Origin of the sequence: Achromobacter deleyi (genome assembly GCF_013116765.2) — a bacterium.
GTDB classification, from domain to species: Bacteria; Pseudomonadota; Gammaproteobacteria; order Burkholderiales; family Burkholderiaceae_B; genus Achromobacter; species Achromobacter deleyi_A.
In genome coordinates this window covers 3,604,852-3,618,531 of the sequence record NZ_CP074375.1, presented here as the reverse complement: position 1 = coordinate 3,618,531, position 13,680 = coordinate 3,604,852, and the positions used below count along the sequence as shown (strand labels likewise).

Genomic DNA, 13,680 nt, shown 5'->3' with positions numbered 1-13,680 from the left:
CCTGGTTTTTCAACCGGGGCTTGGCTCGGCGTTAGCGCGGAACGGGTCCAGGGCCTTCGCCGAGTTTGACGGGCTACACCTTTGGAGTTTCCCCCAAAGGGCTCAAATTAGTTTAAGTCCCTTGTGTCTACCAATTTCACCACTCGGGCGTTGCGCGGCCCCGTAAGGGCCGGCAGCGGGCGAGACTATACCACCACGGCCGCATGGGTTTAGGGCCATATTTCATGCAGCCCGGCATTCATGAAATGAATTTGACGGGCGGACGAGGACGTTCGTCAACGGTCAGCGAGAATATGTCGGGCCGTGAATAATGGCCCACCACGTCGAAATCGTAGCGGGCGCGCACCAGTTCCGCCGTGTCGATCCGCGCGGTCAGCAGGCCGGTCTTGCCCTGCAAGGGGCCGGCAAGCACGTCGCCCAGCGGCCCGACGATGACCGAGCCGCCGTTGATCAGCGGGCGGTTGGCATCCCAGCCGGGTACGTCCTGGCCCAGTTCGGCGGGCGAGGGCTGCACCTGGCAGGCGCTGACCACGAAGCAGCGGCCTTCATGGGCGATGTGGCGCATCGAGCATTGCCAGATGTCGCGCTCGTCCACCGTGGGCGCGCACCAGATCTCGACGCCCTTGGCGTACATGGCGGTGCGCAGCAGCGGCATGTGGTTTTCCCAGCAGATGGCGCCGCCGATCCGCCCGGCGGCGGCGTCGACGACGGGCAGGGTCGAGCCGTCGCCCTGGCCCCAGATCAGGCGTTCGGTGCCGGTGGGCATGAGCTTGCGGTGCTTGGCGGCCAGGCCGATGCCGGGTTCGAAGAACAGGGCGGTGCAGTACAGCGTGTTGCCACCGCGTTCGATCACGCCGACCACCAGGCTGGCGCCGGTGCGCTGCGACAGGCCGGCCAGCGCCTCGGTTTCGGGGCCCGGCACCTCGATCGCGTTGTCGTAGTAGCGGGCGAACGCCTCGCGGCCTTCCGGCAGGCGGTAGCCCAGCCGGGTGCCGAAGATCTCGCCCTTGGGATAGCCCCCCAGCAGCGCCTCGGGCATGACGACCAGCGAGGCGCCCGAGGCGGCGATGTCGGATTCGAAGGCCAGGATGTGTTCCAGGGTGCGGGCTTTGCCTTCGGGGGCGGAGCCGATCTGCAAGGCGGCAACGGTGGTGGCGGGCATGGTTGTTCCTGTGGGCGGAGTGGCTGTGAAGGCTGTAGTGTCTGGTGCGCCCTAAAATCAATCAATCCAGTGCAAAGATAAGTGATATGAACAGAGTTGATATCGAGTCCGCTGACCTCAATCTGCTCAAGGTGTTCGAGGCGATTTACGACGAGGGCGGCGCGGGCCGGGCCGCCTTGCGGCTGGGCGTGACGCAATCGGCCGTCAGCGCCGCGCTGGGGCGATTGCGCGCCTTGTACGGAGACGCTCTCTTTACGCGTACGGGGCGGGGCCTGACGCCCAGTCTGCGCGCCCGCGAACTGCGGCCCGTCATTGGCGAGGCGCTGGACAAATGCAGGCAGAGCCTGTCCCTGGCGCGCCCGGGCACCGACGGATACGCGGGACGGTCGGTGACCCTGGGGCTGTCGGATGATTTCGAGATTGCACTGGGACGGGACGTGATCCAGGCGCTGGAGGATCGCGCGCCGGGCCTGCGCATCATCTTCCGCCAGACGCACAGCCGGCTGGCCGCCGACATGCTGATGGCGCGCGAGGTGGACCTGGTGATCGTATCGGGCGGCCTGACCGCGCCAGCGCTGCAACACGTGACCGTGGGGCAGGGGGGCTATGCCTGCCTGCTGGACCCGGCGACGCTGGCGCCGGGGCAGACCAGCCTGACGCTGGAAGAGTTCACGCGCCGCCAGCATGTGCTGGTGTCCTCGGGCGGCTTCATCGGCGTGGTGGACGAGGTGCTGCATGGCCTGGGCCTGACCCGCCGGGTGCAGGCGGCGACCACGCATTTCTCGGCGCTGGCATTCCTGCTGCAGGGCGGCGAGTCGCTGGCGACCCTGCCGGCGCACGCCGCGCATGGTCTGGCGGCGGCGTCGGGCTTGCGCATGCTGCCTTGCCCGGTGGCGATGCCGGGGTACGCGATCGAATTGGGATGGCGCGCCGACGCCTTGCGCGACGAGGCCGTGGCGGCCGTCAGACGTTGCCTGCTGGCGCTGCTGGACGGCTACGACTGGGCGGGCGCCTAGGCGCAAGCCGGGCCATCAGCCCGTCCGGCTGCGCCTACTTGCGGCCGAACAGGCGGCCCAGGAAGCCACGCGGAGCGGCCGCGGCCGCTTCCGCCGCCAGCGCATTATTCATCGCTACCTCCTGGAAATGGGGCTTGCCGTTTTGCTGGTACGAGGCGGACGCCTGGCGGAAGGCCATGGCCGATTCCGCGTGGCGCTTCATGTGCCCGTAGATCTCGCCGCGCGAAAACAGCGACCAGCTGCGGTAGTCCGGATCCAGCGCGATGAGACGGTCGCAGGCCGAGAGCGCCTCTTCGTACTGACCGGCGGCGGTCAGCGCATTGACGCGCTCGGCTTGCAGCGGGCCGCTATCCGGCCAGCGCGCCATGGCCCGGTCGGCGTCGGCCACGGCCTCGGCCGCGCGATCCAGGTGGGTCAGCGCTTCGATGCGGGCGCGGCGCCACTTCAGCCAGTCGGGATCCAGCGAGATCGCCACTTCGGACAAAGGCAGGGCTTCATCGTAGCGTTCCAGCCGGTTCAGCATGTCGGCGGCGTTGCCGGGCAGGAAATCGTTGTCGGGCGCGAGCTCATAGCCGCGCAGGTAATAGGTCAAGGCTTCTTCCCAGCAACGCTGGTCGCGCTGCGCGTTGCCGGCGACGAACAGCAGCTGGGCGTCGCCGCTGGCCAGCGGGTCCAGCCCCTGCAACACCTGTTCGGCCAACTCGGGATCACCGCTGCGCACATACTCGCGGGCCTGTTCCTTGCGGCCTTCCCAGCCGTTGTCCGACAGTGCGTCCAGGCGCCGCCACAGCGGCGCAGCCTCGTCGGCCCGGCCCAGCCGGTGCAGGGAGCGTGCCTTGCCCTCCAGGGGCCAGTCCCAGTCGGGCTCGCGGCGCAGCAGGCTGGTCCATTCTTCCACCGCGTCTTCGTGGCGTTCCAGTGCCTGCAGGCACGAGGCGCGGTTGTGCTGGATGGCGTTCTCCTCGCCCAGGATGGCGCGGGCGCGGTCGAACATCGCGATGGCGTTGTTCAGGTCGCCCAGGCGGCGATAGTTGTTGCCCGCGTCGTAAAGGAACATGCCATTGTTGGGCGCAAGGGCGACGGCGCGCTTGTGGTGGGGCAGGGCATCCTCGTAGCGCCCGGCGTTGTGCAGGTTGGATCCTATATAGCAATGCGGCGCGGCGGCGGACGGGCGCAGCTGCGCGGCGCGCGTCCAGCATTCGATGGCGTCGTCCAGCCGGCGGTCATTGATCAGCAGATAGGCTTCGGACATCATCAGCCCGAAATGCGAGGGCGCGCGCGCGCGGGCGTCGCGCAGGATGCGCCAGGCTTCCTGCCGTTCGTCCGCGTCGTAAAGCGCGGTGGCCTGCACCCGGATGGCATCCGCGCACTGCGGATCCAGGGAAAACGCCCGCTGCAGGTCGGACTCGCGCGCGGCGTATGCCCGGCGCTTGTCGTGATAGCGGGCGCGCAGCGCCCACATGACGGCGGAAGCAGGCTGTTCACGCAGCCCCTGCTCGCACAAGGCCAGCATTTGCGCATGGTCGTTGCCGTCGTCGGCGCGGTGGATGGATTCGATCAGGCTGGACATGCGGTGGTTCCGTATTCAGAGGGTCGGGCTAGCGCGCCACGGCGCCGGCTTCGTGGCGGCAGCTGTAGGGGCGGTCCTGGCGGGGGATGTCGTCGCTGCCGCATTGCCAACGGCGTATGCCGCCGCCCTTCTTTTCCGAGCGCAGCTCGGGCAGATAGACCAGGTGCTTGCCGCCCAGCGACGGAACTTGCGCGGTGCCCGGTTCGCCGGCGATGGTGAAGCGCAGCACGCCGTTGACGGGATTCATCTCCAGCTTGCTGAAGCCGCTGGCTTTCAGCGATTCAGGCGTGACGCCGATGGCGGCCATGTCGGGGGCGAACGTCCTGGTGCGCTGGTAGTGGCTTTCCGCGAGCATGCGCACGGGGTCCGACACCAGGTCCAGGTGGATGACTTCGGAACGCAAGGGATTGTCGCCTTCGTCCTTGTCCAGGGCGACCACGCCGATCACCACGCCGCCCAGGACCAGCGCCACCACGCCGAACACGATGAACAGGAACCGGCCGGCGCCCGTGACGGCGCGGGCCTGGGCCACCGCGGGCAGCACGGCCCGCGGATTCGCCTGACTGGACACGACATGAGTGCCGGCCAGGGAGTTATGCATGGCGCGCTCGCCAAAAATGGTCTGCTGTATGTGGTGGAAGATGCCGGGCAGGACCACGTTCAGCGTGTACTTCAGCGTATGCCGCCAGATCGAGCGCAGCAGCCCGGGCGCGCTGCCCTTGCGCGTCACGACCCGCAACTTCAGGAGCCGCTTGCCGGGGGAGCCATTGCCCCAGGCGTCCATGAAGGCGGGCAGCAGCCAGCCTGTCAGTCCGGCGGCGATTGCCAGCAGCACGGGCCGGTCCGCTCCGGTCAGTCCTTGATAGGTGTATGAGGCGGCCATTGCCAGGCCCACCATGGCCGCCGCCATGAAGATCGCGTCGATCGCGGTGGCGCCCAGCCGGGGCCAGATGCTGGGAAAGACCGGGGCATTGCCGACCGGGGCGGCTCGCTGCGCGGGCGCGGCGGCGGGCTTCACGGGCAGGGGGGCATTGCAGCTGAAGCACTGCTTATTGGCGGCGGGGTTCTGCCAGTTGCAGCGTGGGCATTGCATGGATGGTCGGGTCTGTAGGCTGGGGCCGTGGGGCGGCGGGACTGCGGATGATACCCATGTCGCCCCGATCGGGAAAACCCCGATCCCTATGAGGGCGGGCAAAGCACGACACTTTGCGCCATGAAACCGACCCAGCCCGCCCCGCCGCCGCCGCGCGATATCGATCCCGTTTCCCTGCGTCTTTTTCTTGCCGCGCTCGAGGAGGGCAGCCTGGCGCGCGCCGCCGCCCGCGAAAACATCGTGCCTTCCGCCGTCAGCAAGCGCATGTCGGAAATGGAAGAGGCCTTTGGCGTGCCGCTGCTGGAGCGCGGCGTCAAGGGCGTGCAGCCGACGCCAGCCGGCGACGCGCTGGCCGCGCATGTGCGCCGGGTGCTGCGGGACATGGACCGCATGCATCGCGACATGGCGGGATTCGCGACCGGCGTGCGCGGGCATATCCGGCTGGCGGTCAGCGTGGCGGCCCTGTCGGGCGAACTGCCGGCGCAGATCCAGTCGTTCCGGCGGGCGTATCCGCAAATCGACATCTCGCTGGAAGAGGACACGACCCAGGCGGCGTTCCGCGCGGTGCTGGACGGCCAGGCGGACGTGGCGGCTGGATCGGATTTCGGCCATGACGGCCTGCAAGTGTTTCCCTGTGGCCATTGCGAGCTGGCGGCCGTGGTGCCGGGCCAGCATCTGCTTGCCGACCGCGAGACCCTGGACTATGCGCAGTTGCTGCCGTTCGAACAGATCGAGCTGAACCGAGACAACGGCATCAGCAGCGTGTTCGAACAGGCGGCGCGCGACGCAGGCGTGACGCGCCGCATCAGCGCGCGGGTCAGTTCGCACGAGACCATCTGCATGCTGGTGGCGCGCGGCATGGGCGTTGCCGTGGTGCCGCATTACCTGAAGCCTCGCCACGCGCACCTGGACATCCGTTTCATTCCGCTGGCCGGCCCATGGTCCAGCACGCCCATATGTATTGCAGTGCGGGATCCGGAATCGCTGTCGCCCGCCGCGCGCGCCCTGCTGGCGCACCTGGGGGTGCTGCCCGCGGGCCAGTCCTGACGCGCGGATGCGGGGCAGGGCTAACCCGGACGTTCCGAAACGAGAATGCCCCCGTGCTGAAAGACCGCTACCCGTTGCCCGCGCATGCCCGCGATCATGGATGCATTCCGGCGGCGGCAAGCCTGATTCCCCTCGCCGCCGCCCATTCATACAACCGGCAGGCACGAGGAAAACGTTGATGACCGCAGCACCGGCTTCACCCTTCATGGATAGTTCCGAACTGCCCCTGCGCGGCATCAAGGTCCTGGAGCTGTCCCACATGATCATGGGGCCGGCCGCCGGCCTGTCGCTTGCCGACCTGGGCGCCGATGTGATCAAGGTGGAACCCATAGACGGCGACCGCACACGCCGGCTGAAGGGGTCGGGCAGCGGCTATTTCCCGGTCTTCAACCGCAACAAGCAGAGCCTGGCGATCGACCTGAAATCTCCCGAGGGGCAGGAGGTGGTGCGCAAGCTGGCCCTGCAGACCGACATGGTGGTGGAGAACTTCCGCGATGGCAGCCTGGCGCAGTACGGGCTGGACTACGAGTCGCTGGCCGCCGGGAATCCGGGGCTGATCTATGTGTCGCTCAAGGGCTTTCTCTCGGGTCCCTACAAGCACCGCACCGCGCTGGATGAAGTGGTGCAGATGATGGGCGGGCTGGCCTATATCAATGGCGGCGCCGATACCCCGCAGCGGGTGGCGGCGTCCGTCAACGACATCCTGGGCGGCACCTTCGGCGTGGTGGGCGCGTTGGCCGCCCTGCACGACCGCCACGCCACCGGCCGTGGCCGCCATGTGCGGTCGGGCCTGTTTGAAAACAATCTGCTGCTGGTGGCCCAGTTCATCGCGCAGTACCAGCTGACGGGCACGGCGCCCAAGCCCATGGGCGCGGAGCGCAAGCCGCCATGGGGCGTGTACGACGTATTCGAAACCGCCGACGGCCGGGTGTTCGTCGCGGTGGTGGGCGATGCGCAATGGCGCAACTTCGCGCAGAAGTTCCTGCCGCCCGAATGGGCCGCCGATCCGCGCCTGGCCACGGCCGTCGACCGCGAGGCCGCGCGCTCCTGGCTGGTGCCTGGCGTGGGCGAGATCCTGAAAACCTGGAAGACCGACGCGCTGTGCGCGGCGCTGGAGGAGGCCAATCTTTCCTACGGCCCGATCCGGCAGCCGCACGATCTGCTGGAAGACGCGCACCTGAACGCGGGCGGCGCGCTGCTCAAGACCCGGCTGCCGGACGGCAGCGAGATATCGGCCGCCGCGCTGCCGATCGAGTTCGATGGCCGCAAGGCGGGCAAGCGGTTCGACCCGCCCACCCAAGGCGGACAGACGCACGCGATTCTGCAGGGCCTGGGCCTGGATGCCGCGCGCATCGAAGCCTTGCGCGCTGCGGGAGTCATTGCTTGACCAGGCCATAGCGCCTGGCCCTGTCGAGGCGGCGAAGACCGCCAAGACATCCATCAAAGAGGAGACAACCCGATGATTCGCAAACTAGTCGCGCTGGCCGCATTGGCCATCGCCTGCACGGCGCACGCGCAGGACTACCCCAACAAGCCCATCCGCATCATCATCCCGTCCACGCCGGGCGGCGGCACCGATTACATCGGCCGCCTGATGAGCAACAAGCTGCATGAACTGAACGGCTGGGCCGTCGTGCCGGAGAACAAGCCCGGCGCGGGCACGGCGCTGGGCCTGGCCGAGGCGGCGCGCTCGCCCGCGCAGGGCTATGACCTGGTGATCGGCCAGTCCGATAACGTCACCTTGATTCCGCTTTTGATGAAGGTGGCGTACGACCCGGTCAAGGACCTGGCGCCGGTGGCGCTGGTGGCGACCACGCCCATGGTGCTGCTGGTGGCCGAGGCGTCGCCGTACAAGACGCTGCCCGAAGTGATCGAGGCCGCCAAGAAGGAACCCAACAAGATCTCCTACGGCACGTCCGGCACCGGCGGCGGTGTGCATATCGCCATGGAGATGCTGCAGCACGAGGCCGGCTTCAAGATGCAGCACGTGCCCTACAAGGGATCGGCGCCGGCCCTGGCGGACCTGATGGGCGGGCATCTGCAATTCGCCGGTTCGTCGATCTCTTCGGCGGCAACCCTCATCAAATCAGGCAAGGTGCGCGCCCTGGCCGTGACCTCGCCCAAGCGCAACCCCGCGCTGCCGGACGTGCCCACCGTGGCCGAGCTGGGATACAAGGACTTCAGCGTGGTGACCTACTACGGCGTGCTGGCCCCGGCCAAGACGCCGGCCGCCATCGTCTCGCGCCTGAACACCGATTTCAACAAGCTGCTGGCGCGCAAGGATGTGCAAGAGGCGCTGGCGGCCCAGGGGCTGGAAACCGACCCGGTGTCCAGCGAACAATTTGCCGCGCTGATCGAGTCGGACATCGGCAAGGCACGCCAGACCATCAAGAGCGCTGGCATCGTAATCCAGCAATAAGGCCGGGTACGGGCGACAGGACAGCATATGAACCAGGAAGTCAGGCTTTGCGAAGTGGGGCCGCGCGACGGGCTGCAAATGGCCAAGGGCATGATGTCCGCCGCCGACAAGCTGCGCTGGATACGGCAGCTTGCCGACGCGGGCTTGCGCGAGATCGAGGTGGGCAGCTTCGTCTCGCCCAGGCTGGTGCCGCAGATGGCCGACACCGGCTCCATCCTGCCCGAGGTCCTGACGATCGACGGCCTGACCGTCTGCGCGCTGGCCTGCAACCTGAAGGGGGCCATCGCCGCCTATGAGGCGGGCGCGCACGTGCTGTCGTTCCCGATCTCGGTCAGCGACACGCACAGCCACGCCAATGTCGGCAAGGGCACCGACGCGCAGGTGGAGATGATGGCGTCCATCGTCGACTGGGTGCGGACGCAGCCGCGGCCCATGCGGATCGACGCCGCGGTGGCCACGGCATTCGGTTGTTCGATGGAAGGCGAGGTTCCCGTGCGGCGCGTGGCCTTGGTGGCCGCGGCGGTGGCGCGCACTGGCGTGGACGAAATCGCGCTGGCCGACACCGTGGGCTATGCCCACCCGGCGCTGGTGCGCGAGGCGGTGCGCGCCACGCAGGATGCGGTGGGCGCGCAACTGACCAAGCTGCACCTGCACGACACGATGGGGCTGGGCCTGGCCAATGCCTTGGCGGGGCTGGACGAAGGCATCCGCGCCTTTGATTCCTGTCTGGGCGGCCTGGGCGGCTGCCCGTTCGCGCCGGGCGCGTCGGGCAACATCGTCACCGAAGACCTGGTGTTCATGCTGGAGAGCATGGGTTACCGGACGGGCGTCGATCTGCCCCGGTTGCTCGGCGCGCGCGCCTTGCTGGCGCAATCCCTGCCGCAGGAACACCTGCGCAGCGGCGTCGCCGCCGCGGGGATTCCCAAGACTTTTCATGCGGGCGCCGGCGTCGCCGGCTGACGGGCCGCGGCGCCGCCCGCCCGGGACTTGCCGTCAGCGGTACACCAGCACCGGCACCGTGGAATGCGCCAGCACTTTTTGCGTCTGGCTGCCCAGCAGCAGGGCGGCCATGCCGCTGCGTCCGTGCGAGGACATGGCGATCAGGTCGCAGCCTTGCGTCATCGCGATGTCGATGATCATCTGGTAGGGCGTGTCGCTTTCCCGCATCTCGGTGGTGCAGGGCACGCCAAGCGCCTTGGCGCGGAGTTCCGCTTCAGCCAGATAGGATCGGGCCAGTTCCCTGGCCTGGTGTTCATAGGTCTTGCGCACCCCCTCCAACTGCACGGTTTCCATGGACGGCATGTGGAAGGTGCCATAGGCCGTCACCACGGTGACGCTGGCGCCCAGGTCGCGGGCCAGGCCCAGGCCCTGTTCCAGGCCGGTATTGGCCAGGCTGGATCCGTCGATGGGGATAAGGATGTGCTTGTACATGACAACCTCCTGAGGGGTGGGGAGGGCGGCGCGGACAGCGGCCGCCGCTCCAAGGAGCGTGAACAGCTGATCCCATACTACGCCAGGAGGGGACGTCGGCCAAACGGGGAGGGCAAGGCGGGGAGGGCAAGGCTTGCGCGGCGGGCCGGACGCCGTCGCGCGGCATGGCGCCGGATATGAACGATGGCCATGCCGGTATCTGGCGGAAGCGGTGAGATTCGAACTCACGAACGGTTGCCCGTTGCCGGTTTTCAAGACCGGTGCAATCGACCACTCTGCCACGCTTCCGGGGTATTGCTTAGGTATTGCCTGGGCCGGACAATCCGGCCGCCTGGCAAACATTCTGCCTGAACGAAACCGCGATATGCCGTAAAGGGCGCAATAATAATCCATTTGCTGCAAAGGAGGCACGCGATGCACGCTGTTGAAATCTCCCGCCCCGGTGGCCCCGATGTTCTGGTCCCCGTGGAGCGTCCCACGCCCGAACCCGGCGCCGGTGAAGTTCTGATCAAAGTGAGCGCCGCGGGCATCAACCGCCCCGACGTGTTTCAGCGCAAGGGCAACTACGCCCCGCCGCGCGGCGCATCCGACCTGCCGGGCCTGGAAGTCGCCGGCGAGATCGTCGGCGGCGATGTTGCCGGCAGTGGCTTTGCCGTGGGCGACAAGGTCTGCGCGCTGGTGGCTGGCGGCGGCTATGCCGAATACTGCGTCGCGCCCGTCGCGCAATGCCTGCCCATCCCGAAGGGCCTGTCCGACATCGAAGCAGCCGGCCTGCCGGAAACCTACTTCACCGTCTGGAGCAACGTGTTCGACCGCGGCCGCCTGTCCGAAGGCGAGGCCCTGCTGGTGCACGGCGGCGCCAGCGGCATCGGCACCACGGCCATCCAGCTGGCCCGCGCCATGGGCCACAAGGTCTATGCAACGGTCGGCAGCGACGACCGCGCACGCGCCGTCGAAGCGCTGGGCGCCGACAAGGGCATCAACTACAAGACCCAGGACTTCGTGAAGGAAGTCCTGGACGCCACCGGCGGACGCGGCGTGGACGTGATCCTGGACATGGTGGCCGGCGACTACATCGCCCGCGACATGCAGTGCCTGGCCGACGACGGGCGCATCGTCATCATCGCCCAGCTGGGCGGCTCGCACGCCAATGTGGATACGTCCCAGGTCATGCGCCGCCGCCTGACCATCACGGGCTCGACCCTGCGTCCCCGCCCGGTCGCCTTCAAGGGCGCCATCGCACGCGCCCTGCGCGAACAGGCCTGGCCCCTGCTGGAAAAAGGGGCCATCAAGCCTATCGTGCATGCCACCTTCCCGCTGGCCGAGGCCTCCAAGGCGCACGCCATGATGGAAGGCGGTGAAAACATCGGCAAAATCATCCTGACAATGTAAGAAACGCGCGGCGTTCGGCGTAGCGCCGCGCAACAGGATACAATCTCGGGTTTCGCCTGGAATTTTTTCCAGGCAGGCCTGTGGGCGGTTGCTGCATCAGGCCCCTATATAGGGGCTCGCTACCCTGGCTCACCCACTTCAGACAAATTCGCCATGACTTCAGTCGAAAACCGCGCCCGCCTCGTGCTGGGCAACTGGAAGATGCACGGCAACCTGGCCGAAAACGCCGCGTTGCTGACCGAGCTGCGTGCCGCGGATGCTGCGGGCCACTGCGAAATCGGCATCTGTGTTCCGTTTCCCTACCTGGCGCAAGCCGCGTCGGCCCTGACCGGCAGCAGCGTGTCCTGGGGCGCGCAAGACGTCAGCGCGCACGACAAGGGCGCCTACACCGGTGAAGTGTCGGGCGCCATGCTGAAGGAATTCGGCTGCCGCTGGGCGCTGGCCGGCCACTCCGAGCGCCGCGTGCTGCACGGTGAAACCGACGAAGCCGTGGCCGCCAAGGCCCAGGCCGCGCTGGCCGCCGGCCTGACCCCCGTGGTCTGCGTGGGCGAGTCCCTGGCGGACCGCGAAGCCGGCAACACGCTGGCCGTCATCGAGCGCCAATTGAAGCCCGTGCTGGCCCTGGGCGCCGACGCCGTGTCGCGCATGGTCCTGGCCTATGAACCCGTCTGGGCCATCGGCACCGGCCGCACCGCCAGCCCGGAGCAGGCGCAAGAAGTCCACGGCGCCATCCGCGCCGCCCTGCGCGCGCTCGGCGCCGCGCAGGTGCAAGTGTTGTACGGCGGCAGCGTAAAAGCTGCCAACGCCTCCAGTTTGTTCGCCATGACTGATATCGACGGAGCCCTGGTCGGCGGCGCGTCGCTCGTGGCCGAAGAATTTTTGCGAATTGCCGCCATCTAAGTTTCCGTTCCGGAGTCTGTAATGCCCTTGATGCTCAAAATTTTGCTGGCCGTCCAAGTGATCTCGGCGCTGGCTATCATCGTCCTGGTCCTGCTTCAGCAGGGCAAAGGCGCCGACATGGGCTCCGCTTTCGGTAGCGGCTCGTCCGGCAGCCTGTTCGGTGCCACCGGTGCGGCCAACTTCCTGTCGCGCGCCACGAAGTGGGCCGCCGTCGTCTTCTTCGCGTCCACCGCCGGCCTGGCTTATGTCAGCCACAAGGGCACCAGCGGCCCGGCCGTTGATTCGGGCGTGATGCAAAGCTTCCCGGCCGACCGCTCGGTCCCGCAAGCGCCGGGCTCCGTGCCCGCCGCTCCCGGCGCCTCGTCGGTGCCTGGCGCCTCGTCGGTTCCCGGCGCGGCTCCCGCTCCCGCCGCCAAGCCCGACGCGTCGGTGCCGTCGGCTCCGGCCGCGCCCGCAGCGCCGGCTGCCGAAAAGCCGGCTGAAACGCCCGCCGCTCCGGCAAAGTAAAGTGGCAGCAAGAAAAGAGGCCGGCGCATGCCGGCCTTTTTTTTTGCCGCCGGACCCGCCTCCAGGCAACAGCGCCCCTCCGCGGGGCGGCAAACACGCGTAGCGTGTGCGGCTTGGGGGCACTTTCAAGGGGAGCTCCATGGAAAAGCGTTTGATGCCGTCGATGATGGCGCTCCAGTGCTTCGAAGCGGTGGCGCGGCACATGAGCTTTACGCGCGCGGCCGAGGAACTGCACATGACCCAGAGCGCGATCAGCAAGCAGATCGCGCAACTCGAGGCGTTGCTGCGCAATCCGCTGTTCCTGCGCGTGCGACGCCGCCTGCAATTGACACCGGCGGGGGCGCTCTACCAGTCCGAGGTCAGGGCGATCCTGAACCAGGTGGACATGTCCTCGCGCTACATCCTGACCTACGGCAGCGAGACCCAGGTCCTGACCATCGGCACCCAGCCCACGTTCGGCGCGCGCTGGCTGATCCCCCGCCTGCAGCGCTTCATGGCGGCGCATCCGGACATCCAGGTGAAGGTGCGCAGCGAGACCCGCCCGTTCGACCTGATGCAGGCCAAGATCGACATCTCGTTCTTCTTCGGCCATGGCACCTTGCCCGGCGCCCAATGCCGCGAGCTGTTCGAGGCCGACGTGGTGCCCGTGTGCGCGCCCGGCTTTCTGTCCGGCGACAAGGTGGCCAGCCTGGCGGAATTGGGCGAACAGGCGCTTATCCAGTGCGCTTCCCGTCCGGAGGCCTGGCATGACTATTTTTCGCGGCAGCAATTCCAGTCCGACCGCAGCTACCACGGCCCCCGTTTCGATACGTTCTACATGTGCGTGCGCGCGGCCGAAGGGGGCTGCGGCATTGCGCTGACGCCCCGCCTGCTTGCCGAAGAGGAGTTGCAGGCCGGCAAGCTGGTCATCCCCTGGGATTATGTGCAGCCCAGCGACGGCGCGTACTTCGTCGCCTACTCGGAACATTCGGCCGAGGTCCCCAAGATCAAGCAATTCGTCGCCTGGGTCGAACAAGAGGCCGGGCAGCAGGGCGCCCGTAACGCCCGGCGGGCGCCGTCCATGAAAAAACCGACTGATTAGGCCGATTTTTTTCATTTGATTGCCCCCTGCCGGGCATGATTTCATGCGGGCCATCCCTGTTT

Annotated in this window: 13 protein-coding genes and 1 tRNA gene; 9 read left to right on the top strand and 5 right to left on the bottom strand. The window is 67.6% G+C overall.

Annotation, left to right across the window (positions count from 1 at the left end; genetic code table 11):
- Positions 1–238 precede the first annotated feature (238 nt).
- Positions 239–1,162: a carbon-nitrogen hydrolase family protein gene (locus HLG70_RS16220; protein WP_171661944.1), complete on the bottom strand. Its 924-nt coding sequence runs from the start codon at positions 1,160–1,162 to the stop codon at positions 239–241.
- Positions 1,163–1,248: 86 nt separating this feature from the next.
- Between HLG70_RS16220 and HLG70_RS16215 the strand changes: the two genes are divergently transcribed.
- Positions 1,249–2,178: a LysR substrate-binding domain-containing protein gene (locus HLG70_RS16215; protein WP_171661945.1), complete on the top strand. Its 930-nt coding sequence runs from the start codon at positions 1,249–1,251 to the stop codon at positions 2,176–2,178.
- A gap of 34 nt (positions 2,179–2,212) precedes the next feature.
- Here HLG70_RS16215 and HLG70_RS16210 read toward each other — a convergent pair whose 3' ends face one another.
- Together HLG70_RS16210 and HLG70_RS16205 are read right to left on the bottom strand one after the other, a co-directional pair.
- Positions 2,213–3,748 carry a tetratricopeptide repeat protein gene (locus HLG70_RS16210; RefSeq protein ID WP_171661946.1) on the bottom strand — a complete coding sequence of 512 codons (1,536 nt, stop codon included), beginning with the start codon at positions 3,746–3,748 and terminating at the stop codon, positions 2,213–2,215.
- Between the two features lie 28 nt (positions 3,749–3,776).
- Positions 3,777–4,841: an RDD family protein gene (locus HLG70_RS16205; protein WP_171661947.1), complete on the bottom strand. Its 1,065-nt coding sequence runs from the start codon at positions 4,839–4,841 to the stop codon at positions 3,777–3,779.
- A 120-nt stretch (positions 4,842–4,961) separates the two neighbouring features.
- On the opposite strand from HLG70_RS16205, the gene HLG70_RS16200 reads away from it, so the two are divergent.
- The 4 genes from HLG70_RS16200 (at position 4,962) to HLG70_RS16185 (ending at position 9,267) form a co-directional block, all read left to right on the top strand.
- Positions 4,962–5,888, top strand: coding sequence for a LysR family transcriptional regulator (locus HLG70_RS16200; RefSeq protein ID WP_171661948.1), 927 nt, complete (start codon positions 4,962–4,964; stop codon positions 5,886–5,888).
- Between the two features lie 178 nt (positions 5,889–6,066).
- The gene (locus HLG70_RS16195; protein ID WP_171661949.1) at positions 6,067–7,275 is read left to right on the top strand and encodes a CaiB/BaiF CoA transferase family protein; all 1,209 of its coding nucleotides are present in this window, start codon (positions 6,067–6,069) and stop codon (positions 7,273–7,275) included.
- Positions 7,276–7,347: 72 nt separating this feature from the next.
- Complete coding sequence (locus tag HLG70_RS16190; protein ID WP_171661950.1) at positions 7,348–8,307, top strand: Bug family tripartite tricarboxylate transporter substrate binding protein; 960 nt, start codon at positions 7,348–7,350, stop codon at positions 8,305–8,307.
- A gap of 27 nt (positions 8,308–8,334) precedes the next feature.
- Positions 8,335–9,267 (top strand): hydroxymethylglutaryl-CoA lyase, encoded by a 933-nt coding sequence (locus tag HLG70_RS16185; protein ID WP_171661951.1) that lies wholly within the window; start codon positions 8,335–8,337, stop codon positions 9,265–9,267.
- Between the two features lie 33 nt (positions 9,268–9,300).
- Here HLG70_RS16185 and HLG70_RS16180 read toward each other — a convergent pair whose 3' ends face one another.
- Both HLG70_RS16180 and HLG70_RS16175 read right to left on the bottom strand, forming a co-directional pair.
- Positions 9,301–9,738: a universal stress protein gene (locus HLG70_RS16180; protein WP_171661952.1), complete on the bottom strand. Its 438-nt coding sequence runs from the start codon at positions 9,736–9,738 to the stop codon at positions 9,301–9,303.
- A gap of 200 nt (positions 9,739–9,938) precedes the next feature.
- A tRNA-Ser gene (locus HLG70_RS16175) sits at positions 9,939–10,026 on the bottom strand.
- Positions 10,027–10,152: 126 nt separating this feature from the next.
- Here HLG70_RS16175 and HLG70_RS16170 point away from each other — a divergent pair.
- The 4 genes from HLG70_RS16170 to HLG70_RS16155 all read left to right on the top strand — a co-directional run bounded on the left by HLG70_RS16170 (position 10,153) and on the right by HLG70_RS16155 (position 13,618).
- Positions 10,153–11,130 (top strand): NAD(P)H-quinone oxidoreductase, encoded by a 978-nt coding sequence (locus HLG70_RS16170; RefSeq protein WP_171661953.1) that lies wholly within the window; start codon positions 10,153–10,155, stop codon positions 11,128–11,130.
- 153 nt (positions 11,131–11,283) lie between these two features.
- Positions 11,284–12,030 (top strand): triose-phosphate isomerase, encoded by a 747-nt coding sequence (tpiA, locus tag HLG70_RS16165; RefSeq protein WP_171661954.1) that lies wholly within the window; start codon positions 11,284–11,286, stop codon positions 12,028–12,030.
- 21 nt (positions 12,031–12,051) lie between these two features.
- Positions 12,052–12,537 carry a preprotein translocase subunit SecG gene (secG, locus tag HLG70_RS16160; protein WP_171661955.1) on the top strand — a complete coding sequence of 162 codons (486 nt, stop codon included), beginning with the start codon at positions 12,052–12,054 and terminating at the stop codon, positions 12,535–12,537.
- A gap of 139 nt (positions 12,538–12,676) precedes the next feature.
- Positions 12,677–13,618 (top strand): LysR substrate-binding domain-containing protein, encoded by a 942-nt coding sequence (locus HLG70_RS16155; RefSeq protein ID WP_171661956.1) that lies wholly within the window; start codon positions 12,677–12,679, stop codon positions 13,616–13,618.
- The last annotated feature ends 62 nt before the right edge of the window (positions 13,619–13,680 follow it).

Excerpts from the sequence above, each read along its gene's own strand:
- HLG70_RS16220 (WP_171661944.1), bottom strand. The coding sequence starts at position 1,162 with ATGCCCGCCACCACCGTTGCCGCCTTGCAGATCGGCTCCGCCCCCGAA.
- HLG70_RS16215 (WP_171661945.1), top strand. The coding sequence starts at position 1,249 with ATGAACAGAGTTGATATCGAGTCCGCTGACCTCAATCTGCTCAAGGTG.
- HLG70_RS16210 (WP_171661946.1), bottom strand. The coding sequence starts at position 3,748 with ATGTCCAGCCTGATCGAATCCATCCACCGCGCCGACGACGGCAACGAC.
- HLG70_RS16205 (WP_171661947.1), bottom strand. The coding sequence starts at position 4,841 with ATGCAATGCCCACGCTGCAACTGGCAGAACCCCGCCGCCAATAAGCAG.
- HLG70_RS16200 (WP_171661948.1), top strand. The coding sequence starts at position 4,962 with ATGAAACCGACCCAGCCCGCCCCGCCGCCGCCGCGCGATATCGATCCC.
- HLG70_RS16195 (WP_171661949.1), top strand. The coding sequence starts at position 6,067 with ATGACCGCAGCACCGGCTTCACCCTTCATGGATAGTTCCGAACTGCCC.
- HLG70_RS16190 (WP_171661950.1), top strand. The coding sequence starts at position 7,348 with ATGATTCGCAAACTAGTCGCGCTGGCCGCATTGGCCATCGCCTGCACG.
- HLG70_RS16185 (WP_171661951.1), top strand. The coding sequence starts at position 8,335 with ATGAACCAGGAAGTCAGGCTTTGCGAAGTGGGGCCGCGCGACGGGCTG.
- HLG70_RS16180 (WP_171661952.1), bottom strand. The coding sequence starts at position 9,738 with ATGTACAAGCACATCCTTATCCCCATCGACGGATCCAGCCTGGCCAAT.
- HLG70_RS16170 (WP_171661953.1), top strand. The coding sequence starts at position 10,153 with ATGCACGCTGTTGAAATCTCCCGCCCCGGTGGCCCCGATGTTCTGGTC.
- tpiA (WP_171661954.1), top strand. The coding sequence starts at position 11,284 with ATGACTTCAGTCGAAAACCGCGCCCGCCTCGTGCTGGGCAACTGGAAG.
- secG (WP_171661955.1), top strand. The coding sequence starts at position 12,052 with ATGCCCTTGATGCTCAAAATTTTGCTGGCCGTCCAAGTGATCTCGGCG.
- HLG70_RS16155 (WP_171661956.1), top strand. The coding sequence starts at position 12,677 with ATGGAAAAGCGTTTGATGCCGTCGATGATGGCGCTCCAGTGCTTCGAA.